A 25,909-nucleotide genomic window follows, 5' to 3' on the forward strand; every position below is an offset into this window, starting at 1 on the left:
TAAGCGGTTTTCAACGGTGATCAAGTTGCTGCACAAACTCGTTCATGGTACAGAATTCACCCATCGGTTTCAGGTATCGAAGCAGTTGTTCGACGCGGTCCAGCAGTTCATCCCGCGAATGTCGCCGGACATACGTCGGGATTTTTTCAAAAGCCGACAGGTCGGTAAACTCCCAGGGATGTACGTACAGGTTCAGGAACCCCTCCTGCCGCAGCGTTTGTCGGCAAAGCTGTTTGTACAGGCTAAAGGGAAAGTTTTTCAGGCTGAGCCAGAACAACGGTAAACGCAGGCGGGGCGTTACCGAAGCCGGTACCTGCCATACGTTCTGCTCCCGGAACGGTTGCCGGGGCTCCCCCCAGTGATTATACCGACCCGGTAGCCAGGTTGGATGCAGCGATGAATTATACTGGTAACCGGCCTGCTGTACGTCAAGCGGATCAACGTAGCCCATCCGGGCACGCCGGAACCCCGTAACGGGCCGACCCAGCAGTTGCTCCAGTGCCAGACGAGACTTCAGCAAATCAGCAGGCTCAAAGGTCGTATGAAAATACCCATGTGAGGCAATCTCGTGGTTTCGGGCCAGTTTCCGGATCAGCGCCGGCTCATGCAGTGCGTAATTGGCGGTCGTGAACATCGTTGTACGAACGCCAACGGCATCGAACCGATCGGCCAGCAGCCGCAGGCCACGAGTCGAAACAGCCATCTGCTCATGCATGGGCAGATCGTGTCCGAACTCCAGGGCCGTATCAAACTCCTCTACATCGACGGTGAATAATATCCCTGCTCTGCTGATTGCCATTTCGTTACGGTTTCGTCGATATCGCTCGTATCGCCTATGATGTACGCCGGTCGCTGCTTAACTTCGACGAAAGTTTTACCCAGATAAACACCAATAATACCAATGAGTATGAACTGAACTCCACCAATCAGCACCATGAGCAGTACCAGCGTTGTCCAGCCCGATACGGTCGCGTTAGTAAAGAAGTATTCGTATAGCACCTCGGCCCCAAACAAACTGGCGAACAGTGACATGGCGAAACCCAGCAGCACCGACATATAAAGAGGGCGCGTTGAAAAAGAGGTAATGCCCATAGCCGCTAGTTTTATCATCTTGCGGAGCGAGTATTTGGACCGGCCCGCATACCGGGGGGCCGGCTCATAAAGCACCCGACACTGCCGGAATCCGATCCACGAGATTGCCCCCCGCAGAAACAAATCGTTCTCCTTGAAAGACTTAAGCGTATCGATCACTTTTCGGTCGAGGAGTCGAAAATCGGCGGCTCCGTCCTCAATGTTCAGGTTGGAGGCCGCCCGCAGTAATCGGTAAAAATTCCTGGACGTAGTGCGTTTGAACCAGGACAGCCGCGGATCAGGCCGACGAACGGTGTACACTACTTCGTAGCCCTCCTGCCATTTGTCAATAAGCGTCGGGATTAGTTCGGGGGGGTGCTGCAGGTCGGCATCCAGACAAATGACCGCATCCCCACGAGCGTTGTCATAACCCGCCCGCAGGGCCATCTGGTGACCAAAATTTCGGGAAAATGACAGATAACGAACGACTGCATAGGCCTGGCTTAATTGTCGAAGCACAAATCGAGTCTGATCAGTACTTCCGTCGTCGATAATCAGAATTTCATACGCCCCGTACGATTCCATGATGCTCATCAGGCGATGAACCAGAACGGGCAGGTTCTCTTCTTCGTTATACGACGGTACGACCAGACTTATCATACCAGGACCTGATTTCATAGTATCTTCGTTATGTTACAAGTTGCGAACATTCACATCGTCCCATCGGAACCTTGGAACTTGGGGCTAAAAATAAGTACTTATACTTACTCCGTCATAACCAAAAAGTTAAAGTTGTCTTAAAAATTTTTATATCCGTGCAACTGTCTGCATAAACGACTTGTCTTGTGAAAGCTCGATCAACTACCCTCACTCAATCTGGCAGTCTCCATGGTGGCGACAGTAAACTTGTACTTCAGGAGGAGCAACGCCAGGATCTTGGTTTTGGCACCAAACTAAACGATCCACTTTCGCGGCTGATTAACAAAGACGGCAGCTTTAATATTCAGCGTGCCAACGAACCATTCTGGGATCGGGTTAACCTGTATAACCGGCTGATTACCATGAGCTGGCCCCAGTTCCTGGCCTTGGTGGGTTTGTTTTATCTGACGGTTAATCTGCTCTTTGCCGGGATCTATCTGCTGCTCGGGGCCGAGAATCTGAAGGGCATCGCGGACCTTACACTGTATGGTCGGTTCTGGAATTCGTTTTTCTTCAGCGCCCAGACCCTGACAACCGTTGGGTATGGCCATATCTACCCCAACAGTTTTATCACGAGTACCATATCATCATTCGAATCGCTGGTGGGGTTGCTGGCGTTTGCCCTGGTAACGGGGCTCCTGTATGGCCGGTTCTCGCGGCCGGTTGCTCATATCCGTTTTGCCAAACAAGCCGTTTTTGCACCGTATCTGGACGTAAACGCGTGGATGTTCCGGATCATTAACGCCCGGTCCAACCAGCTCATCGACGTAGAAGTCGAAGTGTCGCTCTCCCGGCTGGAAGTTCATAAGGGCGTAAAACAGCGTCGGTATTACACACTGAATCTGGAGCGTAAAAAAGTTACGTTCTTTCCGACAAACTGGACGCTGGTTCATCCCATCACTGACGAAAGCCCGCTCCATGGCTGCACCCCTGAAGACCTCGCCGAATCTGACGCCGAATTTCTAATTTTGCTCCGGGCTATCGACGATACGTTTTCCCAGACGGTTCATGCCCGGTGTTCGTACCGGTACAATGAAGTGTTGTGGGGCCATAAGTACCAGCCCATGTTTGATGGTAGTAAGCAGGGAGTGGTCACTCTTGACCTCAACCTGCTTGACGCCACGACGCCGGCTGCCCTTAACTGACCAGGCTCCGGCATAATCAACTCAATTTCGATTTATTTAACCGGTTTAACATTTTGCTGCAACCTCCTTTCCTACGCCCCGGCGACACGGTGGGCGTAGTGGCGCCCGCCAGCCACTTTCCCTATAGTGAATTAACAACAGGCTTACGCATTCTCCGCGACGACTGGCAGCTTCAGGTGATCGAGGGGGAAAGCCTTCGGGCAACCGATGGTCCCTTTGCCGGATCAGACGAGCTACGCCGGGCTGATTTACAGCGCATGTTCGACGACCCGACCGTTCGGGCCGTTTTTGCCGCCCGGGGTGGCTATGGCTGCTACCGCATCGTTGACGACCTCGACCTGACGGGCATACATCAGTCACCCAAATGGCTGGTTGGGTTCAGCGACATTACGGTGTTGCTAAGTCGGCTCTACAATCGGGGAATACAGAGCCTGCACGGGATTATGCCCCGCCAGTTTGGCAACGAGGGGGTTGGCGAATCCGTAGATTCGCTCAGGCAATGGCTGTTTGGAAACGGCCCCAACGAATACATCATACCGCCCCATGCGCTTAACCGGTACGGCCTGGCCAGCGGGCGACTCGCAGGAGGTAATCTGACGATGCTGTGTAACTCCGTTGGCACCCCGACGGACATTGAACCCGAAGGCGTAATTCTATTCATTGAGGACATTGACGAAACCCTCTTTTCACTCGATCGGATGATGCAGCAACTACGTCGGTCGGGGCGACTGGCCAGGCTGGCGGGTCTGGTGGTTGGTCAGTTTACCGACATGCGTATCAATTCGTCGCTACCCTTCGAAAAAGATGCTTTTGCCATCATTGCTGATGCAGTACACGATGTTTCATATCCGGTTTTGTTTAATTTTCCGGCCGGACACGTTGACATGAACCTCACCCTGCCCATCGGCCGTGCTGTGACGCTTGACGTAACTACCGAGCAGGCGCGGCTGCGGTTTGACTAGTATACGGCAAGCCCATAATTCCACCAACTCACGTATCATTCCCTATGTCTACCTTTTCTCAAAAAGTTGTCTGGATTACCGGTGCGTCTTCGGGTATTGGCGAAGCGTTTGCCCTTGAACTGGCCAGCCACGGCGCTAAACTGGTACTATCAGCGCGTCGGGCCGAGGAGTTGACGCGTGTTGCCAACCTGACAAAGTTGCCCGCATCGGATGTCCTGGTTTTACCGCTCGACATGACGGATATTGATAGCCTGCCTGGTCACGTGAAAACGGTGCAGCAACGCTTCGGGCGAATCGATTACGTATTTCAGAACGCCGGTATCTCCCAGCGCAGTGATGTAGCCGACACCAATTTTGAGGTGTATCGGCGCATTATGGAGGTCAACTTTTTCGGGGTAATTGCCCTGACGAAAGCCGTATTACCGCTCATGTTGGCTCAGGGTAGCGGCCATTTCATCGTAACGAGCAGCGTAGCCGGAAAACTGGGAACCAAACAACGTTCTGGCTACTGCGCCAGCAAGCACGCGCTGCATGGTTTCTTTGATTCGCTCCGGGCCGAAACGTACGATAAGGGCATCCGTGTAACCATCGTATGCCCCGGCTATATTCGAACACCTTTGTCTTTCTCTGCCCTGAATTCAGAAGGAAAGCTTCACGGCCGGATGGACGACAACATCGACAAAGGGATGCTACCCAATGTATTCGCTCAAAAATTGCGGCAGGCCGTAGAAAGCGAGCGGGAAGAGGTTTACATCGGCGGAACCGAAACCTATGGCATCTACCTCAAGCGTTTTTTACCAGGTCTTATCTCCCGGATTGTCCGGAACCGCAAGCCCGAATAATTCAAAAGCCGACCAGTCTTAGGTCGGCTTTTGAATTATTCGCGTTTACCGGCTGGCTACTTTCGCGTGTTGATCCATATAATCGACCGTCAGGTGGCAGAGCGATTTCATACCCAGTACGAAGCAGCTTTCGTCAATCTGAAAGTCGGGCGTGTGGTGGGGCGCTGAGTCTTCAAGCTTTTTGCCTTTGGTCATACCGCCGAGGAAGTAAAAGAAACCAGGCACTTTTTGCTGGTAAAACGAAAAGTCTTCAGCCCCCGTTTGAGCTGGCGTCAGTCTGATGTTGTCCTTTCCGGCCAGCGTTTCCAGCGTCGGAATCATCTGATCCGTGAGTTTGGGATCATTGTACGTAATAGGATACATCACATCGATCGAAACGTCGGCCTTGGCGCTGGCGCTCTCCGCAATGTTCGTGGCAATCTCACCAATCCGGCGGTGTATTGTCTTTTGCATATTGGCATCCAGCGAACGAATCGTACCGATCATATTCACCTCTTCGGGAATGATATTCTGCCGAATGCCACCGTGAATGGCGCCAACCGTTACTACGGCCGCGTTGTCGGTTAGCGGCAGGTTCCGACTTACGATCGTTTGTAAGCCCATAACAATCTGCGAAGCTGTTACGATGGGGTCAACACCGGTCCAGGGCGATGCCCCGTGGGTCTGCTTGCCTTTAATCTTGATAGCGTATGAGTCAACAGCCGCCATGGTAGCACCGGGCCGGTATTTGATTGTACCAACTTCGGTTTGCGAATTGATGTGCAGCCCGAAAATGGCGTCGACTTTCGGGTTTTCGAGTACGCCCTCTTTTACCATAAGTTGCGCGCCACCTTCCTCGCCAGCCGGTGCTCCCTCTTCGGCCGGCTGGAAAATGAATTTGACCGTACCGCGCAGGTCATTTTTGACCGAGGCCAGGACTTCGGCCGCGCCCATCAGCATCGCAACGTGCGTATCATGTCCGCAGGCGTGCATCACCCCGGTCTGCTGTCCGTTATATTCCGTCCGCACCTCCGACTTAAACGGCAGGTCGACCCGTTCGGTCACCGGCAGTCCATCCATATCGGCCCGAAGCGCCACAACCGGTCCTGGTTTCCCTCCTTTCAATATGCCGACTACGCCCGTTTTCGCTACGTTCACTTTCACATCCATACCGAGTGCCTGCAAATGAGCGGCCACTTTAGCGGCTGTCTGGAACTCCCGATTGCCTAACTCCGGATGCTGATGGAAGTCCCGGCGCCATGCCACAACCTTTTTCTCCATTCCCTCGGCCAGTTTATCAATCCGGGGTTTCAACGATGGGCCCTGCGCAAAAACGACGCAGTACGTCAGCGTAAAAGTGAAAGTAGCCAAGGTCAGAATGGCTATTTTTTTAAATCCAATCATAAAATTATACAATTTCAGATGATTTATATTTTGTTTGGCAATTTACAAAATACCTTAAACAATATGCCGAACATTTTGTTCCGTAGCATAGATTTACTGTACATACACTAAATTTGCAAAACAATTCATCTAATAAACTCTATGGAAAAACGTCTATTTATCAGTTGCCTGCTCACCGTCTTGTTCTGCCTGCCGGCCATGGCACAAGAGGTAGTTGTAAGCGGCCGCGTAACCTCATCAGACGACGGCTCTGCTCTGCCGGGCGTGAGTGTGCAGATTAAAGGTACTACCCGGGGGACCTCCACCGATGCTACGGGTAATTACCGCATTAATGTACCTAGCGATGCCCGATTGGTATTCAGCTTTATTGGATTTGCTAATCAGGAGGTAGGGGTGGATAACCAGACGACGATCAACGTAGCGATGCAGGCCAGCGACAAAGCGTTGGAAGAAGTGGTTGTAGTCGGTTACGGCACCCAGAAGCGGGCCAGCCTGACCGGTGCGATCGCCAACATCCAGGGTCGGGAGTTGGTGAATATCCCATTGGCTAACCTGGGCAACCAGTTGCAGGGTCAGATCGCGGGGGCTCAGATCACTAACCAGAACGGTCGGCCCGGGGCACCAGCCTTCATCCGAATCCGGGGTGTCGGGTCGCTCAATGCCGGCTCCGATCCGCTGTACGTAGTGGATGGGGTGCCTGTTACGGCCGACGCCTATCAGGCCATTCCGACAACAGCCATCGACCAGATTTCGGTCCTGAAAGATGCGTCCTCCGTTTCGATCTATGGGTCGCGGGGCTCGAACGGCGTAATCCTGGTAACGACCCGCAAGCCGTCTCCGACCGAAGGACCACGGGTTGAAGTGAATCTGCGGTACGGCGTCAGCGAGAAAACGCCCGACAACTTTGAGCTGATGAGTTCGCAGCAGAAGCTTCAGTATGAGTATGACCTGGGTTATGCAAACTCGTACGTGGCCGATTACCTCCGGACAAAAAACATCGCCAGCATTACCAGCGCTACTCCCGCCGATCTGCAACCCATCTGGAATGAACTCAATGCGCAGTCGGTGAACTGGCTCGACGTACTGCTCCGTCAGGGCAAGCAACATACCGAAACCATCAACCTGAGCGGTGGTTCGGAAAAACTGAGCTATTTCCTGGGTTTGCAGAACTACGGCGAACAGGGTATCAACAATGGTTCTGACTACCGGCGTCAGATCGGTACGCTGAACCTGGAGTTCCGTCCGTACAAGTGGCTGCGGGCCGGTCAGACCGTCAACGTAAGTGTTCGGAATGAAACCCTGCTGCGCGACCGGAACAACGCCCAGAGCCCCTTCCGGGCGATGTACACGTACAATCCGTACGAGCCGGAATTCAACCCGGATGGTTCCTACAACCTGACCCACCAGGGATTCAGCATCTCGGAGGCTATTGTCAACAACCCGGAGAAAAGCCGTACACTGAATGGGCTGGCCACGGGTTATGTCGGCATCACCCCCATCGAAAACCTTGACATCCGTAGCACGATCGGTCTGAACTACATCGATTTTGCCCGCGAATACTACATTAAGCCAGGCTCTATTCTGGACCAGTACGTTGGCGACCCATCGGCCCCCGGTTCTAAAACCGACAACGGCAGCACGAATTTCAACTACATCTGGACCAACACGGCCCAGTATAACTTTACTCTGGCCGATCGGAATAACTTCCGGTTGCTGGGCGGTACGGAATTTACCAAGAACTCGTTCAAGAGCTATTCCCTGGGCACCAAAGGCTTTCCGTCGAGTAACGTTAATACGCAGGACAACGCGTCGACGCCCACCCAGGCCACAACCGGCAAGAGCGACTGGGCGCTGTACTCGCTGTTTGCCCGCCTGAACTACGATTTTGATCAGAAGTACCTGCTCGAAGCCTCGGTTCGTCGGGATGGTTCGTCGCGCTTCGGGGCTAACAACCGCTACGGTACGTTCTGGGCCGTAGGACTCGGCTGGAACCTGAAGCGGGAAGCGTTCATGAAAGACGTAGCGTTTATCAGCAACCTGAAAATACGGGCTGCTGTCGGTACGGCGGGTAACTTCAACATCGGTAACTACCAGTCACTTGGCCTCTATGGCTACGGTAGCTACGGTACGTCGTCATCCGCCGTACCGACGCAACTGGCTAACCCTAACCTAACCTGGGAGCGCAGCCAGAGCACCAACCTGGGGGTCGAATTTGACATGTTCAACCAACGGCTGCGGGGCGTAGTAGAAGTCTATAACCGCGATACGAAGGACCTGCTGCTGTTTGTACCGCTGTCGAACGTAACGGGTTTTTCGAGCCGCCTGGAAAACGTAGGTAGTATGAACAACCGGGGTATCGAAGCGGATCTGGCCTACGACCTCGTACGCACGAAGGATGTCCGCTGGACGCTGCGTGGCAATATCACGCTCAACCGCAACCGGATTACGGCGCTCTATAACAATACGGAGATTCCCAACGGCCTGTCGCGCTACGTCGTGGGTCAGCCCATCGATGTCTACTTCCTGAACCGCTGGGCGGGCGTGAATCCAGCCAACGGCGATGCACAGTATCTGAACAAAAACGGTGAGGTAACCAACGTATTCAGCAGCGGTGATGCCGTGACGCTCAACGGCAAGTCGCCGGACCCGCGCTACTACGGTTCCATCTTCAACACCGTCAGTTTCAAAGGCCTGGCGCTGTCGGCTCAGTTGTACTATTCCGGCGGTAACTACATCTACAACAACATCTGGCAGACACTGGTATCCGACGGAGCCAACCGGGCTTCACAGCAGGCTGCTTTCGCCCTCGATTACTGGAAGCAGGCCGGCGACAACTCACCGAATCCGCGTCCGACCGGGGTAACGCGTACGACCGACCGCTTCCTGCAGAAAGGCGATTTCATCCGCCTGCGCAACGTGACCGTTTCCTATTCAGTGCCCAATAGCCTCTTAAGAAGCATCGGCTTTAAAAGACCGGCGAGTACAAGCGATCAGTTCTCTGATGTAACCTTCTTTCTGCAAGGGCAGAATCTGTTCTACCGGGCGGCTGAGTACAAAGGCGATCCGGAAGTGGGCATTGGTAGTGGCGAAGGAAACGCTAACGCGCTGCGGGGTGGTCTGATTTCGATTTTCAGCTATCCGACCGTTCGCAGCTACACCGCCGGTCTGAACATCGCGTTTTAAGTAACTTCTTAACCGATCAAACATCAACATGAAAAAGATAACCATCAGTGCAGCATTGCTTTCCGGTTTGATGCTGACTGGCTGCGATAAAGAATTGACCCTGGTTCCGTACAACTCCATTACGTCTGATCAGGCATTTGCCACCCCTACGGATTTTCAGAATGCCGTCAACGGTATGTACAGTGGTTTTCTGGGGGGTAGCTACTACGGGGGCGACTTTATCATCGTACCCGATCTGCTGGCCGACAACCTGATTCTGTGCCAGCGGGGGCGTCTGACAAACCGCAACTTCAGCGAGTACCTTTACTCGGGTGAAGCAACTTCCGGCTTGTTTTTTAATGCATACACGGCCATTCGCCGGGCCAATGCCGTACTGGAAAACCTTGACAAACTGACTAACGAAGCCCAGCGTAACAATTTCCGGGGAGAAGCCCTGGCCGCCCGGGCACTAGCTCATTTCGATCTGGCCCGGGTTTATGCGAAAGGCTACGTCCAGGCGTCGGCCAGTGACCTCGGCGTTCCGTACATTACCAGCACCGACCCGACGCAGAAACCCGGCCGGGAGCCAGTCCGGCAGACGTACGATAAAGTAGTAGCCGATCTGGTGGAAGCCGAAGCGATCATCAACGCCACCAACGGCGTAGGTCGGCTGAATAAAACAGCCGTCAACGGGTTGCTCTCGCGGGTTTATCTATACCGGGGCGAATGGCAGAAAGCGATAGATGCGGCCACCAAAGCACTGACAGCCAGCAGCGATGTCGGTAGCCTCACGGCTTTCCCGGCCATTTTCAGGGATGCAACCGAACAGGGTGTATTGTTCAAACTACGCATCATCGACAAGGACAACCTGGCTGTGGGGGTTAACTACAGCCAGGCTTCGGCCACGGGAATTCGTTCGGAATACGTCTGTGACTACGACCTGTACACGAAGTACGCGAAAAACGATGTTCGGCTTACGGCCGGTATTACTACCAGCAGTTTCTCCGGCACGCCTTATAACCACATTGCCAAATACCTGGGCCGGGCAACCGGGAACGCCAACGTGGTTGATGTGAAAGTGCTCCGTACGGCCGAAGTGCTCCTGAACCGGGCCGAAGCACTGTATCGTCTGGGAAAAGACACTGATGCGCTGGCGGACCTGAATCGACTACGGGTGAACCGCTACACCGGCTTCGACGCCAGCAAGGCTACCGAAACCGGCGATGCCCTTGGTGCGGCTATTGACCTGGAACGTCGCCTTGAACTCGCTTTTGAAGGACACCGTTTCTTCGACCTGAAGCGCCGGAATCTGCCCGTTGCGCGTGTCACCAGATTCGGCGACCGCGCCGACGGGACTGGCACCACCTACGTAAGACCGGGGCTGGCCATAAACGACCCGAAATTCCAGTTACCCATTCCGCAGGCAGAAATCAACGCGAACCCGCAGATGGTCCAGAATCCGGGCTACTGATCAGGTTCACCCTATCAAAAAGCCGACCCGATGGTCGGTCGGCTTTTTGATTTTTAATAGGCTGGATGCTTTTATCCCTGTCAAAAACGGTTCAAATCAAAGCCTGGCCGGATTCTTGGGCGCTCCTTTGCATCGGCAAGATTACATTACCATAAAACTATATATTCTATATACATTAACTATTTTTTGAGAAATCTTACCAATGCCGAATTATAGTTTGAAAAATATTAAATCTGTAGAATAGTCTTTTTAAAAATGGCGATTATTTTTGCTTCCCAAAATCACGTTTTTTTAACCTAAATTTAATTTTAATCACTTTATGAACAAATCTCTATTGGGAGCTTTGCTGCTTCTGATACTGTCCCGTGTGCCCTTGTTAGCGCAGGATGTAACAGTACGCGGGCGTGTTACTTCATCAGACGACGGCTCCGCTCTACCGGGCGTGAGTGTGCAGGTAAAAGGGACGACGCGGGGCGCTACCACCGATGCGTCGGGGAATTATCAACTTGCGGTGCCGGGAAATGGCCGGCTCATCTTCAGCTTCATCGGATACACCAGTCAGGAAGTAGCCGTCGGCAACCGTACCGTTGTCGATGTAGCACTGGTGAACAACTCGACCAACCTTAGCGAAGTCGTTGTAGTTGGTTACGGTACGCAAAGCAAGCGTACGGTTACGGGTGCCATCTCCACGGTAGGTGGTGAGGTAATTGCCAACAAACCCGTGCAAAGCTTCGATCAGGCCCTGCAGGGTCGGGCGGCCGGGGTAAACATCACGACGCCCAACGGTGTCCTCAACAACGCTCCAGTTATTCGTGTACGGGGTGTATCGTCGATCAACGGTTCATCTTCGCCCCTGATCGTAGTCGACGGGTTGCCCATCAACTCAGGCGACGTATCGGCCGGCGGCTTCACCGTAAACAACCCGCTGGGTGACATCAACCCGAACGACATCGAATCGCTCGACATCCTGAAAGACGCATCAGCAACGGCCATCTATGGATCACGGGCCGCAGCGGGCGTTATTCTGATCACGACCAAGAAAGGGAAAGAAGGCCGCGCGCAGGTTTCCTACGACGGCTGGATTGGCGGTACGCAGCCCTTCCGGCTGTTCGACATGCTGAACGCCCAGCAGTTCATCGAGTACAAAAACGTAGCGGCCCGCAATGCCGGACTGGCGGATCAGTTTTTCCCGACCCTCAATCCCGATGGCAGCATTGTCGACACGGACTGGTTCGATCTGATCTATCGCACAGGGCTGTCCCACAGCCACAACCTGAACGTAAACGGTGGGACAAAAGAAACCCGCTACGCCTTCTCGGTTGGCTACACAAATCAGGAGGGTATGATCGTCAAGAACGATTTCAGCCGCCTTACGGGCCGCATGAACATTTCGCACCAGCTAAACAAAGCCATCCGTGTCGGTTCCAACCTTACGCTGGCTAACAGCTTCAACCGCTCACCGAACACCGGCACTACCGGGCCTTTCAGCATCGGTGGTCTGGGTCGTCTGCCGCTGGTACTGCCTCCCAACGTAGCCCCCCGCAACCCGGATGGCAGCTACAACATCAGCCGGTCGCTGAACAGCCTGGGCCTGGGCAACAACCTGATCGGCCCCAGTGGCTATTATAACCCACTGCCGGACATCGAACTGAGTAAGTTTACGTCGGAAAACAACCACATCCTGGGCAACGTCTTCATGGATGTGAACCTGCTGAAAGGGCTAACGTTCCGTACGTCGTACGGTATCGACCGGACTACGGTAGAAGACATCGACTTCCGCAATAGTATCCACGGCGAAGGTGGCGCGGCCGGCGGACAGGCGTTCAATATCTACACGAACGTTAAACTCTGGAACTGGCAGAACTACTTCACCTATAACTTCGGCTTCGGCAAGAACAACTTTGAAGCAGTGGCCGGTACGGAAGCGCAGAAGTACACGGTCAATCGCTGGGGTGGTGCCCGCCAGGGTCTCTCAGACCCCTTCTTCACCAGCTACCAGGGTAACTTCACGACCAACCTGCCTCCATCGGGCAACTTCCAGACGCAGAATGGCCTGTTGTCGTACTACGGTCGTCTGACCTACGACTTCGACAAGAAATACCTGTTTACGTTCAACCTGCGTCGTGACGGCTACTCTGCCTATGCACCCGGCCGGAAATGGGGTACGTTCCCGGGCGGATCGCTCGGCTGGCGGATTTCCGAAGAAGGTTTCTGGAAAAATTCCGGTCTTGGCACCGTCCTGAACGAGTTTAAACTGCGCGCCAGTGTCGGGCAGGTGGGTAACACGGGTATCGGCGACTTCTCGGCTCTGAGCCTGTTCTCATCGGGTCTGTATGGAACCGTGCCGACGTTCGTCTTCTCGCAGGCGGGTAACCCGGATCTGCGCTGGGAAATTGGTACCAATACGGACCTCGGTATCGCGTTTGGTCTGTTCAACGACCGTCTTACCGGCGAGCTGACGTACTTCAACAAGAAAGTGAGCGATCTGGTGCTCTCTGAACCGCAGGCGCCGTCGCGGGGTATTCCGGGCAACAGCATCTCCAACAACGTAGGGTCGATGGTAAACAAGGGGATTGAGTTTGCCCTCACGAGCAATAACATTTCACGTGGGCTGTTCTCCTGGACGACCAGCTTCAACTTTACGTACCTGGAGAACAAGGTACTGTCGCTGGCCAACAACAATGCTGACATCTTCCCATCGACGGGTGGTCTGGAGGGCTCCAACATTGTGCGCGTTGGTGAGTCGATTGGTAGCATCTACGCCATCCGGACCAACGGCGTGAATCCGGCAAACGGTCGGCGGATTTTCATCAACGCGGCCGGCCGCGAGGTGCAGTACGACCAGTCGGCGGCTCCGGCCCAGCGCTGGACCTACGTATCCGACGGTGCAGTAGCGCCTGCCATTGCCGGTACCGACCGGGTGGTGATCGGGAATGCCCTGCCGAAGTTCTACGGTGGTCTGGATAACACCTTCCGCTACGGTAAACTCGAACTGGGTATCTTCCTGCAATATTCAGGTGGAAACTACATCTACAACGGTACGAAAGCCGGTCTGCGCGACCAGCGCCCGTGGAACAACCACACCGATGTACTGAACTACTGGAAACAGCCGGGCGACGTAACGAACATTCCACGGCCGGTGCTGAACGACAACGTTTCGAACGGATCGGCTAACCCGATTTCGGAAAACGTGGAGAAGGGTGACTTTATCCGGGGCCGGAACATCCTGCTGGGGTATACCTTCCGCAACGACTTCCTCCGCAAGGCGAACATCGCGTCGCTACGGCTCTACGGTCAGGTGCAGAATGCCTTCATCATCACCAACTATACCGGTGCTGACCCCGAGATTTCGACGAACCGGAACACCAACATTGCGCCGGGTGTCGACCGCAACTCAACGCCCCAGGCTCGCACGTACACCTTCGGCGTCAGCGCGAATTTTTAACCCACAAGAGATCAATTGTTTACCATGAATTTTACGCAATTTAACCATATAGTTACCCGGCGTGGGCTGCTGAAGACAGCCTTAGCCACGGCGTTGTTCAGCGTTTCTCTGACTTCGTGTTCTGAAGAGGAGCTGCTCAATCCGACTCCGCTGACCAGCCTGGCCGATGTTGAGGCCTTTGCTAATCCTGACCGGGTACTGGCGCAGGTTAATGGCCTGTATTCCAGCATCAAATCCGGTCAGTTTCTGGGTGGTCGTTACCTGATCTACATCGATGTTCGGGGCGAGGAGTTTCTGAACATCACCAACAACGGGGTAACGGCCCTGAGCGCCTGGAACCACACGGAGAACTCGGGCTCCAACGAACCGACCAACCTCTGGAACGCGGCTTATCTGGCCATTAACCGGATCAACTTGTTTCTGGTCGGGCTGGATGCCAACCCAAGCGTGATTGATGCTGCGCTGGCAAACCAATACCGGGGCGAAGCGCGGTTGCTGCGGGCGCTGGCATACCATCAGATGGTGCAACTGTATGCCCAGCCGTTTACGAAAGACAACGGTGCCAGTCCGGGTCTGCCGCTTCGTATCAAAGGCGAAGTAGGTACCGGTAACAACGACCTGGCCCGGTCTACGGTTGCAGAAGTTTACCAGCAGATTCTGGAAGATCTGAACTTTGCGGAGCAGAACCTGCCCGCCAGCTACGCCAACGCCACGCTGAACACGACCCGGGTGCACAAGAACACCGCCATCGCGCTGAAGACCCGGGTATATCTGGCTATGGGGCAATGGGCAAACGTTGTTACGGAAGCAAACAAGATCGTTTCGACGGCAGCACCGTTCCGGGCGTCGTCGGGGGTAGCGCACCAGTTGCAGGCCGATGTCCGGACAACGTTTACCAACTACACAACAACCGAGTCGATCTTCTCGCTGCCGATGAGCAGCAATGACCTGCCCGGTACGCAGAATAGCCTGGGGAGCTACTACCTGCCGCAGATCGGCCTGGGCGATTTCAGCCTGAACCCGAACGGTATCATCGGCAATGCTGCTTTTGCGGCTGCCGACGCCCGCCGGGCATTTGTGAAAAACGACTGGCCCGGCGACGCGCGGGGTGGCCAGCAACTGTCGCGGCTGAACAAATTCCCGACCGGCCCACAGCATACCGACTGGGTACCGGTGATCCGCTACGCTGAAGTGCTGCTGAACCTGGCCGAAGCAAAGGCACGGGTGGCTACGGCCGGAATCGACGAGCAGGCGCTCGCCCTGCTGAACGCCGTCCGGGGCCGGTCCAATGCTGCGGGTGTGTACACGGCCAGCGCTTTTGCCAACGGAGCCGCTCTGGTAAACGCCATCCTGCTCGAACGCCGGATTGAATTCCTTGGCGAAGGCCTCCGCTCAAACGACCTGTTGCGGACCAATCAACCGCTGCCCGAAAAGGGGGGTGTGCAGAGTGCCCCGCGGATTCAGGCCGTTCCGGCTACTGCCTCGGTGTATATCTGGCCCATTCCGCAGACAGAATTGAACGTCAACAAAGCTATCGTTCAGAACCCGTAACGGTTTATTTTGTCGAAAAACAGAACGGCCGGTCAATTGACCGGCCGTTCTGTTTTTCGACAAAATTATTTCTTAACAAACGTTAACAATTATTGTTTTACTAATTATTTTTGCAACCCGTTTCCGAGTACTTTTTTATTGTTTTATTTAAATATTTTCCCCAAAAATCTCTATGAGAAAATATCTAATGTTGGGTTGGCTGCTCACCTTACTGTTCTGTTTGCCCGCTTTGGCGCAGGAGGTAACTGTGAGTGGTCGGGTCACTTCATCAGACGACGGCTCCGCTCTGCCAGGCGTGAGTATTCAGATTAAAGGCACTACCCGGGGGACGACCACCGATTCGGAAGGGCGTTACCGGCTAAGTGTACCAGCAAATGCCCGGTTAGTTTTCAGCTATATCGGATTCGGTAATCAGGAGATCGCCGTGGGTAACCAGACTACCATCGACGTAGCGCTGACCAGTGGGGCACAGAACCTGAGCGAAATCGTAGTGACTGCCCAGGGTATCGAGCGCGACAAGCGTTCGCTGGGTTACTCAACGCAGGAAGTTAACAGCGCGCTGATTTCGCAAAAATCAGAGCCGAACCTACTCAACTCACTGCAGGGTAAGCTGGCGGGGGTAAACATCACGACGCAAAGTGGCTCGCCGGGTGCATCAACGAACATCAATATTCGGGGGATTACGTCGTTCAACGGCAGCAACCAGCCGCTGATCGTCGTTGATGGCATCATCTTCAGTAACGATGTGAACGTAACGGGTAATACATTGTTTCAGTCGCAGTCATCAAACCGTCTGTCCGATATTAACCCGGAGAGCATCGAGTCGATCAACGTACTGAAAGGCCCCGCTGCCGCCGTTCTGTACGGTTCACGGGCATCGGCCGGTGCGATCATCATCACCACGAAGACGGGCCGCAACCAGCAGAACAAAACGGAAGTAACCATCACATCGTCATACAACGTACAGGACGTTTACGGTTTACCTCGTTTTCAGAATGATTACGGTCAGGGCACAAACAACCTGTTCGTTAACAACTCGACCAACTCATGGGGACCGGCTTTCGTAGGTGGCCCCACGTCCGTTACCAACCTGCAGGGTCAGGTTCGGCCTTACCAGGCGTATCCGAACAACGTTAGTGATTTCTACCGTCAGGGGCACATTCTGCAGAACACGGCCAACATTGCCGGTGGGGATATCAATCGTAACTTCAACATCTCGATCAGCAACACCTCGCAGCAAGGGATCACCCGAAATTCTAAATTCGGCCGGACGAACGTTCAGTTGGGTGGCGAAACCCGCCTGAACAATGGGCTGCGCATTACCGGTACCGGTACGTACGCTCAGACCGTTCAGCGGGGTGCAACGCTGGGTAACGGGGGTAGTGCATTTGGTCAGTTAACCCGTATTCCGCGGAGCTATGATCTGCCTAACGAACCCTTCCAGGATGCCAACGGGCAAAGCATCTACTTCCTGACGACGGCTAATAACCCGAACTGGTCACTGTACAACTCGACGCTGGACAGCCAGGTTGACCGCTTCTTCGGAAACTTTACGGTAGGTTATGATATAGCAAAGTGGTTGAACGTTACGTATCGTGTAACGGGCGATACCTACACCGACCGCCGGAAAGCCGTAGAAAACATTGGTTCGGTTCGTACTCCGCAGGGATCAATTATTCAGGATAATTTCTTCCGCTCCGAGTTGAACGGAGACCTGTTGATCAATGCGAAAACCGATAAATTTTTCTTGGAGGGTTTAGGAGCTAACCTGTTGCTGGGTAACAACATCAACCAGCGCCGGACCCAAAACGTATCGGCCGTTGGTGCTTCGCTGGTTATTCCTGGCTTTCTCAATCCATCAAACGGCTCGGTATTTACGGGAAGTGGCGAAACCAGCACGCTCCGCCGACTGGTTGGTTACTACGCTCAGTTGTCGTTGAATTATCAGAACTACCTGTTCCTCGAACTGACTGGCCGGGCTGACCAATCGTCGACGCTGCCGAAAGCCAACAGCACGTACTTCTACCCGTCGGCATCACTGAGCTTCGTTCCGACGGATTTCTTTAAGGTACAATCTGACATCCTGTCGTATGCCAAAGTACGGGCCAGCATTGCCCGGGTAGGTCGCGATGCCGATCCGTATCTCCTGAACTCAGTGTATGTAGCATCTGGTTATGGAAACAACCTGGCCAGTGTTACGTTCCCCCTTACCATCGGCGGCAGCAGCGTACCCGGCTTTACGCCAAGCAGCCGGATTGGTAGCAATGCGCTGACGCCTGAGTTCGTTACGTCGTCGGAAGTTGGTTTGAACCTGGGCTTCTTCCAGAACCGGTTAAGCCTGGACGCTGCGTACTTCTTTACGCGGTCGACCGACCAGATTTTCAATGTAGCGATCTCGAACTCGACAGGTTTCGACACCCGGACTACTAACGTGGGCGAACTGCAAAACCAGGGTATCGAACTGGTATTGTCGGCTACACCGGTACGCGTAAGCGGCTTCAAGTGGGACATCACGGCTAACTTCACCCGCATTCGGAACAAAGTTATTTCGATTGCCCCGGGCGTACGTCAGTCGGGTATTACGGGTAACGGCTTCATTGGTATTACCTCTTCAATTGTCGAAGGCCAGCCGTATGGTGTAATTGTGAGTACGGCCAATACGCGGGTACAGAACACGGACCCGAACGGCCAATACTACGATCCAACCGGTCAGTACGTAGGGCAGTATGTGGTCAACCCAACGAGCGGTCTGTTCGTACCGGGTCTGGCGGGTCAGGTGATTGCCAACCCGAACCCGAACTACACGCTGGGTATCAACAACTCGTTCTCGTACAAAGGCTTCACGTTGCAGGCACTGGTCGACATTCGTCAGGGCGGACAGCTCTTCTCGTTCCCGGCCGTTGACTACCGTAGCGGTGGCCAGTTATACGTAACGGGTGTTGATCGGGATCAGCCCCGTATTCTGCCAGGTGTGTTGCCGATCACAGGTTCAGATGGCCGCGTAACGGGTTACCGTCCGAACAACATCCAGTTGTCGTCACAGGCCTACTGGCAGGGATTAGGCGGTCTGGCTTCCGAAGCCGCCGTATTCGACGCAACGAACTATCGCCTGCGCGAGGTATCGCTGAACTACACACTGCCTAAAGGGCTGCTGAACAAGACTCCGTTCGGCACCATTTCAGTGGGCGTGAGTGGCCGGAACCTGTTCTTCTACGCGCCGAATTACTATACTGATCCGGAAGTAAACACGCAGGGAGCCGGTAACATTCAGGGTCTTGACCTGAACGGACCGCCGAACGCGCGTAACTATGGTGTAAACCTGCGGCTCACGTTGTAATCCTTTTTTATCACTTGATCCTATCTATGAATACCATATTTCGAAAAGCATTGCTCGTAATGCCTCTGCTGGCAACTATGGGTGGATGCAGTCAGTTTCTGGACGTCAATGTGACGCCCAATAACCCGACAGCAGTACCGCCATCGGTTCTGCTCCCCTCGGCTCACATCGGCACGGCCTTCGCCAACGCCAATGAGTTGAACCGCTTCACGTCGGTCGTAACGCAGCAACTGGCCGGCGCGGCCAACAGCCCGGCCAACTATGACGTGTACGTAGTAAGTTCATCAGACTTCGGGAACCAGTGGCGCTTTGAACTATACGGTGGCGCGTTGATTAATTATCAGCAAATTATCGACATCGCCAATGCGTCGAACTCGAAAGCGTACACGGGTATAGCTAAAATTATGAAAGCCTATGCTTTCTCGATGGCTACCGATGTATGGGGCGATATCCCGTATTCTCAGGCGTTGCAGGGCGATGCGAATGTGCAACCCCGTCTCGATAAGCAGGAGGACATCTATAAGGGTAACCAGTCACTCGGCATTCAGAGTCTGTTTGATCTGGTACGTGAAGGGATAGCCGATCTGAATGCGCAGTCGACCACCCGTCCGACTACCGATGACCTGATCTATCGGGGCGACCTGGCCAAGTGGCGCCGGGCCGGCAACACCCTGTTGCTGAAACTGGCAAACACAATTAGCCGGAAGGAGCCAGAACTGGCCCGTTCAGTAATCAATGAGGTCCTTAACAGCGATCAGTACATCAAAACGAACGCCGACGACCTCAATGTATTCTTTGGTGGTGCTGTTGGTAGCCGCGATCCGCGCTTTGAGTACACAAACATCAGCTCGTTCCGCGACGACCTGATCCTGAGTACTCGCTACCTGAATCTGCTCCAGGCCAACAATGATCCGCGTCTGCCGATTTTCTTTACCAAGCCGGGTGCTAACTACGTAACGATCGACAACGGCCAGCGGGGTGGTATTCCCAGCCCGACAAGTAACTGGTCGCGTTACAACGCTTACGTGACGGGTGCCAATGGTGAAGGGCCGGTACGGTTGCTGACCAACTTCCAGCGGGCGTTTATCCTGGCTGAATCAGCGCTGACCCTGGGCACTACAGGCGATCCGCAAACGTATTACACAGAAGCTATCCGGGCCTCAATGAGCCTGGCCGGCCTGACTACGGCACAGATCGATGCGTACCTGGCGGCCAACCCGCGTATTGCTACGCTGAGCGGCACCACGCAGGAGAAGCTGGCCCAGATCATTACGCAGAAGTACATTGCCTTTACCGGCAACGGTATTGAGCTTTGGAATGACTGGCGTCGGACCGGCTATCCGGTACTGCAACAGTCGCAGAACGCTGCGGGTATCGATGGCACCCGGCCGGTGCGGGCCGTTTACATCTCGCAGGAGATTGAGCGAAACCCCAACTTCCCGAACCCGGCTCCGCAATCTAACATTAAAGTGTGGTGGGACGTCGATTAATGGTCACTTCGTTTAACTAAGCAAACGCATGAAAAAATTCTTAATAAAAGGGCTTTTGCTGGCAACATTGGCAGTGACCAACTTCGCCTGCGAAGACGATTTAAAATATGGCGAACTGGTACGGGACAACCGCCCGGCAGTACCGGTAACATTCCAGGGTGCCACTACGTATGGCGGTAACCCGTTCATCGAAATACAGGCATCGGGACCGGGAACAATCCGGTTTACGTTGTCCATACCCGAATCGACCGGCCGGACAATCCGCGAGATTACGACGGTAGCCGGTGGCGGTACGGGCATTAATGCTGCTACGCTGAACACGGCTTCGGCCAAGTACAATACAGCACCGATCCCGGGCAACGGCACAACGGCTGTTTTCGAAACCACGCTGGCTGCGTTCCGGACCAAGTATCCGTCGGTGGCAACTACGGTGTCACCCAACCCGGCGTCACCACGTGAGATTGCGTTTATCTTCCTGATTACGCTCGACAACGGCGATCAGATTGTAACGCAACAGGTGCGCGTCCGGATTTTGTAATTACATAGTACAGTAAGCCATAAAAAGCAGGAGGGCATTTGTTCTCCTGCTTTTTGTTTTTGCAAAGGTTGTGTAACCGCAAATGGTTTAAGACCAGTTTCATTAATTACTGTGTATCAGTACTCAAAACCCCTGAAGAGGCAATACGTAAAGGGTGTTTTTAACGTAATAGAATCAAAACCTGTACAAATCGGCATATTTACCTTCGGTTACCTACCGTATAATTACCAACACCCTCCGCTTAGTAACTTACGTTTCGTCCGGCTGGCAAACTGGTTATTTTGCCTACTGAACTTTTGGAAAGTGAGTGAATTCCGCTACAAAGTAACTCGCCTTCTACTAAGGGCAGCCACTTATATCCAGCTTATTGTGTGATGATGAAGAACGCTAAAATTGCCGGTATTGGCTACTACGTGCCGGAGCGAGTTGTGACCAACGAGGAGATTGCCCCGTGGGTAGACGTCGACGGCCCCTGGATCGAAGAGCGGACGGGTATCCGCGAACGGCGCTACGCCAAGATGGGCGAGGAAACCGCCACCACGATGGGCACTATTGCGGCCAAAATTGCCATCGACCGTGCCGGGATCACACCCAACGACATCGACTTCATTATTTTCGCAACCATGAGTGCCGATTATATCGTGCCGGGCTGTGGCGTACTGCTTCAGCGCGAGCTTGGTATAACTGGCAATGAAATTGGGGCACTGGATATCCGTAATCAATGCTCAGGTTTTATTTATGCCCTGGCCGTTGCCGACAAGTTCATCAAAACCGGTACGTACCGCAACATCCTGGTTGTAGCCGCCGAACGTCAGTCATTCAATCTGGATTATAGCCTGCGCGGTCGTGATTCGGCCATTATCTTCGCCGATGGCGCGGGAGCGGTGGTTCTTCAGCCAACCGATCAGCCCAACGAAGGTATACTGACCACTCACCTCCACGCCGACGGTACCGACGCTGAAGAACTGGCCATCATCAACCCCGGTAGCCACGGCAATTACCACCTGAAAAAATACAAATCACAGTACCTTGAATCGGAGTACAATCTGGTACATCCGAACACCGGCCCTTTTGAAGGCCAGTTTATCTATCCGGGCGTGTTCAAAGGGTACCTTGTGATCAAAAAAGCGTTTCAAAAATTTCCGGAAGCCATTCAGGAGGCTATCAAAACGGAGGGTTACTCGCTCAGCGACGTAGATTTTTTCGTCATGCACCAGGCTAACCTCCGGATTCTGGAATACATTCAGAAGAAGCTCGGCTTACCCGACGAAAAGCTTTGGAACAACATCCAGCAGTACGGCAACACAACGGCAGCCTCCGTACCCATCGCTCTATGTGAAGCCTGGGAAGCGGGTCGTATCCGCGGGGGTGATCTGGTTTGTCTGGCTGCGTTTGGTAGTGGGTTTACGTGGGCTTCAGCATTGGTTCGATGGTAAAACCTTTACTAACTTTACGTCAATGACTGACATAACTTTTACGCCTATGCAAGTCATGGAGGTTGGAGAAACGTATTGCTACCGGTATCAATTCAGTCAGGAAGACGTTGAGAAATTTGCCGAAGCAACTGGCGACGACAATCCCCTTCATCTGGACCCACATTTTGCCGCCAACACTCCGTTTAAACGTCCTATTGTTCACGGTATGCTGAGTGCCAGCGTATTAGCTAAGGTTTTTGGCAAACAGTTTGGCGGTACCGGGGGCGTACACCTGTCGCAAACGCTCGATTTTGTGCGCCCGATGTACGTTGACACCGAATACGAGCTTCGCTTTTCCTGCAAAAACATCAACTGCCGGCGACATACAGCCGAGATTACGTCGGAAACATTCGATTTAACAACGGGCAAGGTGACGCTACGGGGCACAAGTGTGGTGTTTCACCGCGACCTGTTCAACTGAGCGCCCAGACCTGCCTTATGTAGTGATCAGCTTCACGCAGGCTACTCCTATACCAAACGCCAGCAGATAACGAAGCGTCGGGACGGTGAAGCGGTGACTACCGAAATACCCGCCCAGCAATCCACCCAGAAAAGCAGCCCCGATCCACCCGTAGAGCGTTGGGCTTGGCGAATACCCTTTGCTAAGCAGTCCGAACAGCCCTGACAGGGAGTTGACAAAAATGAACAGGGCCGACGTAGCCGCGGTTTCTTTTAGCCGCGCCCACCGAAACAGTAGCATCAGCGGACTGAGAATGATCCCTCCGCCAATACCCAGCATCCCCGACAGCAAGCCGATACCGCCCCCCAGCCCGAGACCGGCCGCCAGCGGCACCGATTTGGGTTCTTCTTCGCGGCCGCGAATAGACCACAGCAGCCGAACAATCACCAACAGCAAACACGCAGCCAGCAACTGACGGTACAATGTATCGCTCAGCGGGATGGTTGCTCCTACAAACGCCAGGGGTACGCTCGCTACGGCAAACGGCCAGAATTTCTCCCAGCGAAAATGTCCTGCCCGGTAGAACTGAATAAACGACACCGTCGATACAAACAGGTTTAACATCAAGGCTGAGGGTTTCATTTCCGCGGGTGCAACGCCAAACAGCGCCATAGTGGCCAGATACCCGCTGGCCCCTCCGTGCCCAACGGATGCATAGATAAATCCGACGACAAACAGACAGAAAAGAAAGAGTGTAGATTCCATTCTGATTCACCAAAAAGGACCAATGATTTGCGCATCATAGCGTTATAATCTATAGCTGCGTAAACCACAAAGCGGTAATTTAGACGAAAGTTAGCCGAATCCAGCATGAATTTTCATAAACTGATTGCGAGTCTTCTCTTCTTTTTTGTTGGTATCCAACTAAACATACAGGCGCAAATTCCCCTCCGCAACTCCCGATGGCAGGGCACGACCCTCGGGGGCCAGCCGGTGCAGCTTGCGTTCCGGAACGATTCGGTGCTGGTCACCAGTCCGAACGGCGGGGCGGTGGTCCAGCGGCTGCGGTACGAACAGTCCGGCGATACGTTGCTGGTCTTGCAGGCCGGAGCTTCGTCCTGCGGCACGAACGACATCGGTGCCTACCGGCTGGAATGGCTGCGGAACAGCGAGCAACTGGTTGTTCGGGCCATCAGCGACCCGTGTCCCGAGCGCAATCAACTGTTGTCGCCGGGCAAACCCCTCACCCGGCTTCTGTTTCCGCAGCAAGCCCCCCGCAACTGGTCGTATCTTGACCCCGTAGCTGACTCCATTGCGGGCATCAGTCTGTACCGGGCCTATGATCTGCTCAAAGGCCGTCCGTCGCAGCCGGTTATCGTCGGCGTCATTGATTCGGGCGTTGATATCAACCACGAAGACCTGCGCGATGTCGTCTGGGTCAATCCGAAAGAGATCGCCGGGAATGACGAAGACGATGACAAAAACGGCTACGCGGACGATCTGAACGGCTGGAATTTCATGGGGGCTAAAGATGGCACTACGTATGAAAACGACCACGACGAGGTTACGCAGATTTATGTGCTCTGGCGCGACAAGTACGACAAAGCCGATCCGGAAAAACTGAACGCCAGGGAGAAAAAGCAGTATCAGACCTACCAACGAGCCAAAAAGCAGTTCCTGGCCCGCTACCAGGCAGCCCGTCCCAAACGGCTGGCCCTGGGCGATACGGTTCGGTTCTGGCAGGTAACGGAGCAATTGAAACAGCAGTTGGCCGGTTCATCAACCACCCAGAAAGCCATTCGGGAAGCGGCTGTCGGTACGGATTCGGTGGCGCTGGCCGTTCGTGACCTGCTGGCCGAAACCTACGACCCGCGTTTTGGATCGTTCACGGCCTTTGCGGATTTGGTACGCCAGCGCTTTCCGCTGTTCCGGCGGGCCATGCTGGGCGGGGCTCTGACTACCAACAACCCCGACTATAAACCCCGGCAGGCAGTGGGCGACAACCCGGCTGATCCGACCGAACGATACTACGGCAGCCCGCGGCTGAACATCGGGCGCTCAGCAGAACTAGGTATGCACGGTACCCACGTTGCGGGTATCATCGGCGCTAAACGCGACAACGGCCGGGGTATCGACGGCGTAGTCGACAATGTCAAAATCATGATGATAGGTGCCGTACCGTCGGGTGGCGACGAACGCGACAAGGACGTAGCGAACGGCATCCGCTATGCCGTCGAGAACGGGGCCAGGGTTATCAACATGAGTTTTGGCAAGCGCATGTCGCCGTTCAAGGAAGAGGTCGATGCCGCCATTCGTCTGGCAGAGCAGCGCGATGTTCTGATTGTTCACTCAGCGGGTAATAACGGTGAAAACTACGATTCGGTACCTGCTTACCCATCGGCCGTGTACGAAGACGGCACCGTAGCGCGTAATGTGCTGGTGGTTGGCAACTCGACCTGGCGCATCGGCGACGGTTTACCCAGCCGGTCGTCGAACTACGGCAAACAAACCGTCGATCTGTTCGCCCCAGGCACCGATATTCTCTCGACCCTTCCCAACGATCGATACGCCAGCTTATCGGGTACGAGCATGGCCGCTCCCTGCGTCTCTGGGGTAGCTGCGTTACTCCGTTCGTATTTTCCCGAACTGACCGCCGTGCAGGTGAAGGAAATCCTGATGAACAGTACGTATAAGCCCGACGTGACGGTTCGCAAACCCGGCTCCACCGAGCGCGTTCCATTCAACAGCCTGAGCCGGTCGGGTGGCCTGCTGAATGCGTACGAAGCCGTAAGAATGGCGATGCAGATGAAGGGGAAGAAGTAAGCCCCTCACCCCTGATTCCTCTCCCAACATGGAAGAGGGGCTGGGGACGGTCGGCCGTTGCCGTGAGGGTAATACATTTTGACTTTCCGGCCTGAAAGCGCTAAACTTGCGGTTT

At 54.2% G+C, this 25,909-nt stretch carries 17 protein-coding genes; 13 read left to right on the plus strand and 4 right to left on the minus strand.

Annotated features, from left to right (window positions below):
• Positions 1 to 10: 10 nt before the first annotated feature.
• Positions 11 to 799: a polysaccharide deacetylase family protein gene (locus tag BN8_RS20480; protein ID WP_009283847.1), complete on the minus strand. Its 789-nt coding sequence runs from the start codon at positions 797 to 799 to the stop codon at positions 11 to 13.
• Positions 757 to 1,749 (minus strand): glycosyltransferase family 2 protein, encoded by a 993-nt coding sequence (locus tag BN8_RS20485; protein ID WP_040006386.1) that lies wholly within the window; start codon positions 1,747 to 1,749, stop codon positions 757 to 759. The genes BN8_RS20480 and BN8_RS20485 overlap by 43 nt, the downstream gene beginning before the upstream one ends.
• Before the next feature lie 167 nt (positions 1,750 to 1,916).
• Between BN8_RS20485 and BN8_RS20490 the strand changes: the two genes are divergently transcribed.
• The 3 genes from BN8_RS20490 to BN8_RS20500 are packed head-to-tail and all read left to right on the plus strand — an operon-like array spanning position 1,917 to position 4,719.
• Positions 1,917 to 2,915, plus strand: coding sequence for an ion channel (locus BN8_RS20490; protein WP_009283849.1), 999 nt, complete (start codon positions 1,917 to 1,919; stop codon positions 2,913 to 2,915).
• A 53-nt stretch (positions 2,916 to 2,968) separates the two neighbouring features.
• Positions 2,969 to 3,877, plus strand: a complete 909-nt coding sequence (locus tag BN8_RS20495; RefSeq protein ID WP_009283850.1) for a S66 peptidase family protein — start codon at positions 2,969 to 2,971, stop codon at positions 3,875 to 3,877.
• Positions 3,878 to 3,921: 44 nt separating this feature from the next.
• On the plus strand, positions 3,922 to 4,719 hold the full coding sequence (locus BN8_RS20500; RefSeq protein ID WP_009283851.1) for an SDR family oxidoreductase: 798 nt from the start codon (positions 3,922 to 3,924) through the stop codon (positions 4,717 to 4,719).
• A gap of 45 nt (positions 4,720 to 4,764) precedes the next feature.
• Here BN8_RS20500 and BN8_RS20505 read toward each other — a convergent pair whose 3' ends face one another.
• A complete protein-coding gene (locus BN8_RS20505; protein WP_009283852.1) occupies positions 4,765 to 6,102 on the minus strand; it encodes an amidohydrolase in 1,338 nt (445 codons plus the stop codon).
• A 141-nt stretch (positions 6,103 to 6,243) separates the two neighbouring features.
• Between BN8_RS20505 and BN8_RS20510 the strand changes: the two genes are divergently transcribed.
• The 9 genes from BN8_RS20510 (at position 6,244) to BN8_RS20550 (ending at position 22,992) form a co-directional block, all read left to right on the plus strand.
• Positions 6,244 to 9,285, plus strand: a complete 3,042-nt coding sequence (locus tag BN8_RS20510; protein WP_009283853.1) for a SusC/RagA family TonB-linked outer membrane protein — start codon at positions 6,244 to 6,246, stop codon at positions 9,283 to 9,285.
• Positions 9,286 to 9,313: 28 nt separating this feature from the next.
• The gene (locus BN8_RS20515) at positions 9,314 to 10,735 is read left to right on the plus strand and encodes a RagB/SusD family nutrient uptake outer membrane protein (RefSeq protein ID WP_009283854.1); all 1,422 of its coding nucleotides are present in this window, start codon (positions 9,314 to 9,316) and stop codon (positions 10,733 to 10,735) included.
• Positions 10,736 to 11,054: 319 nt separating this feature from the next.
• Entirely contained in the window at positions 11,055 to 14,180 is a 3,126-nt protein-coding gene (locus tag BN8_RS20520; protein WP_009283855.1) for a SusC/RagA family TonB-linked outer membrane protein, read from the plus strand.
• A 24-nt stretch (positions 14,181 to 14,204) separates the two neighbouring features.
• The gene (locus BN8_RS20525; RefSeq protein ID WP_009283856.1) at positions 14,205 to 15,731 is read left to right on the plus strand and encodes a RagB/SusD family nutrient uptake outer membrane protein; all 1,527 of its coding nucleotides are present in this window, start codon (positions 14,205 to 14,207) and stop codon (positions 15,729 to 15,731) included.
• A gap of 172 nt (positions 15,732 to 15,903) precedes the next feature.
• A complete protein-coding gene (locus BN8_RS20530; RefSeq protein ID WP_009283857.1) occupies positions 15,904 to 19,068 on the plus strand; it encodes a SusC/RagA family TonB-linked outer membrane protein in 3,165 nt (1,054 codons plus the stop codon).
• 26 nt (positions 19,069 to 19,094) lie between these two features.
• Entirely contained in the window at positions 19,095 to 20,558 is a 1,464-nt protein-coding gene (locus BN8_RS20535) for a SusD/RagB family nutrient-binding outer membrane lipoprotein (RefSeq protein ID WP_009283858.1), read from the plus strand.
• Between the two features lie 28 nt (positions 20,559 to 20,586).
• A complete protein-coding gene (locus BN8_RS20540) occupies positions 20,587 to 21,096 on the plus strand; it encodes a hypothetical protein (protein WP_009283859.1) in 510 nt (169 codons plus the stop codon).
• Positions 21,097 to 21,473: 377 nt separating this feature from the next.
• Positions 21,474 to 22,532 carry a 3-oxoacyl-ACP synthase III family protein gene (locus BN8_RS20545; protein WP_040006664.1) on the plus strand — a complete coding sequence of 353 codons (1,059 nt, stop codon included), beginning with the start codon at positions 21,474 to 21,476 and terminating at the stop codon, positions 22,530 to 22,532.
• A gap of 22 nt (positions 22,533 to 22,554) precedes the next feature.
• Entirely contained in the window at positions 22,555 to 22,992 is a 438-nt protein-coding gene (locus BN8_RS20550; protein WP_009283861.1) for a MaoC family dehydratase, read from the plus strand.
• Between the two features lie 15 nt (positions 22,993 to 23,007).
• On the opposite strand, the gene BN8_RS20555 is transcribed toward BN8_RS20550, so the two are convergent.
• Positions 23,008 to 23,736 (minus strand): sulfite exporter TauE/SafE family protein, encoded by a 729-nt coding sequence (locus tag BN8_RS20555; protein WP_009283862.1) that lies wholly within the window; start codon positions 23,734 to 23,736, stop codon positions 23,008 to 23,010.
• 105 nt (positions 23,737 to 23,841) lie between these two features.
• Between BN8_RS20555 and BN8_RS20560 the strand changes: the two genes are divergently transcribed.
• Complete coding sequence (locus BN8_RS20560) at positions 23,842 to 25,794, plus strand: S8 family peptidase (RefSeq protein WP_009283863.1); 1,953 nt, start codon at positions 23,842 to 23,844, stop codon at positions 25,792 to 25,794.
• Positions 25,795 to 25,909 lie beyond the last annotated feature (115 nt).

It is taken from the genome of Fibrisoma limi BUZ 3 (assembly GCF_000296815.2).
Classification (GTDB): domain Bacteria; phylum Bacteroidota; class Bacteroidia; order Cytophagales; family Spirosomataceae; genus Fibrisoma; species Fibrisoma limi.

Bases quoted from the DNA above. Each gene is read 5' to 3' on its own strand.
- BN8_RS20480 (WP_009283847.1), bottom strand. From the start codon at position 799: ATGGCAATCAGCAGAGCAGGGATATTATTCACCGTCGATGTAGAGGAG.
- BN8_RS20485 (WP_040006386.1), bottom strand. From the start codon at position 1,749: ATGAAATCAGGTCCTGGTATGATAAGTCTGGTCGTACCGTCGTATAAC.
- BN8_RS20500 (WP_009283851.1), top strand. From the start codon at position 3,922: ATGTCTACCTTTTCTCAAAAAGTTGTCTGGATTACCGGTGCGTCTTCG.
- BN8_RS20505 (WP_009283852.1), bottom strand. From the start codon at position 6,102: ATGATTGGATTTAAAAAAATAGCCATTCTGACCTTGGCTACTTTCACT.
- BN8_RS20510 (WP_009283853.1), top strand. From the start codon at position 6,244: ATGGAAAAACGTCTATTTATCAGTTGCCTGCTCACCGTCTTGTTCTGC.
- BN8_RS20515 (WP_009283854.1), top strand. From the start codon at position 9,314: ATGAAAAAGATAACCATCAGTGCAGCATTGCTTTCCGGTTTGATGCTG.
- BN8_RS20520 (WP_009283855.1), top strand. From the start codon at position 11,055: ATGAACAAATCTCTATTGGGAGCTTTGCTGCTTCTGATACTGTCCCGT.
- BN8_RS20525 (WP_009283856.1), top strand. From the start codon at position 14,205: ATGAATTTTACGCAATTTAACCATATAGTTACCCGGCGTGGGCTGCTG.
- BN8_RS20530 (WP_009283857.1), top strand. From the start codon at position 15,904: ATGAGAAAATATCTAATGTTGGGTTGGCTGCTCACCTTACTGTTCTGT.
- BN8_RS20535 (WP_009283858.1), top strand. From the start codon at position 19,095: ATGAATACCATATTTCGAAAAGCATTGCTCGTAATGCCTCTGCTGGCA.
- BN8_RS20540 (WP_009283859.1), top strand. From the start codon at position 20,587: ATGAAAAAATTCTTAATAAAAGGGCTTTTGCTGGCAACATTGGCAGTG.
- BN8_RS20545 (WP_040006664.1), top strand. From the start codon at position 21,474: ATGAAGAACGCTAAAATTGCCGGTATTGGCTACTACGTGCCGGAGCGA.
- BN8_RS20550 (WP_009283861.1), top strand. From the start codon at position 22,555: ATGACTGACATAACTTTTACGCCTATGCAAGTCATGGAGGTTGGAGAA.
- BN8_RS20555 (WP_009283862.1), bottom strand. From the start codon at position 23,736: ATGGAATCTACACTCTTTCTTTTCTGTCTGTTTGTCGTCGGATTTATC.
- BN8_RS20560 (WP_009283863.1), top strand. From the start codon at position 23,842: ATGAATTTTCATAAACTGATTGCGAGTCTTCTCTTCTTTTTTGTTGGT.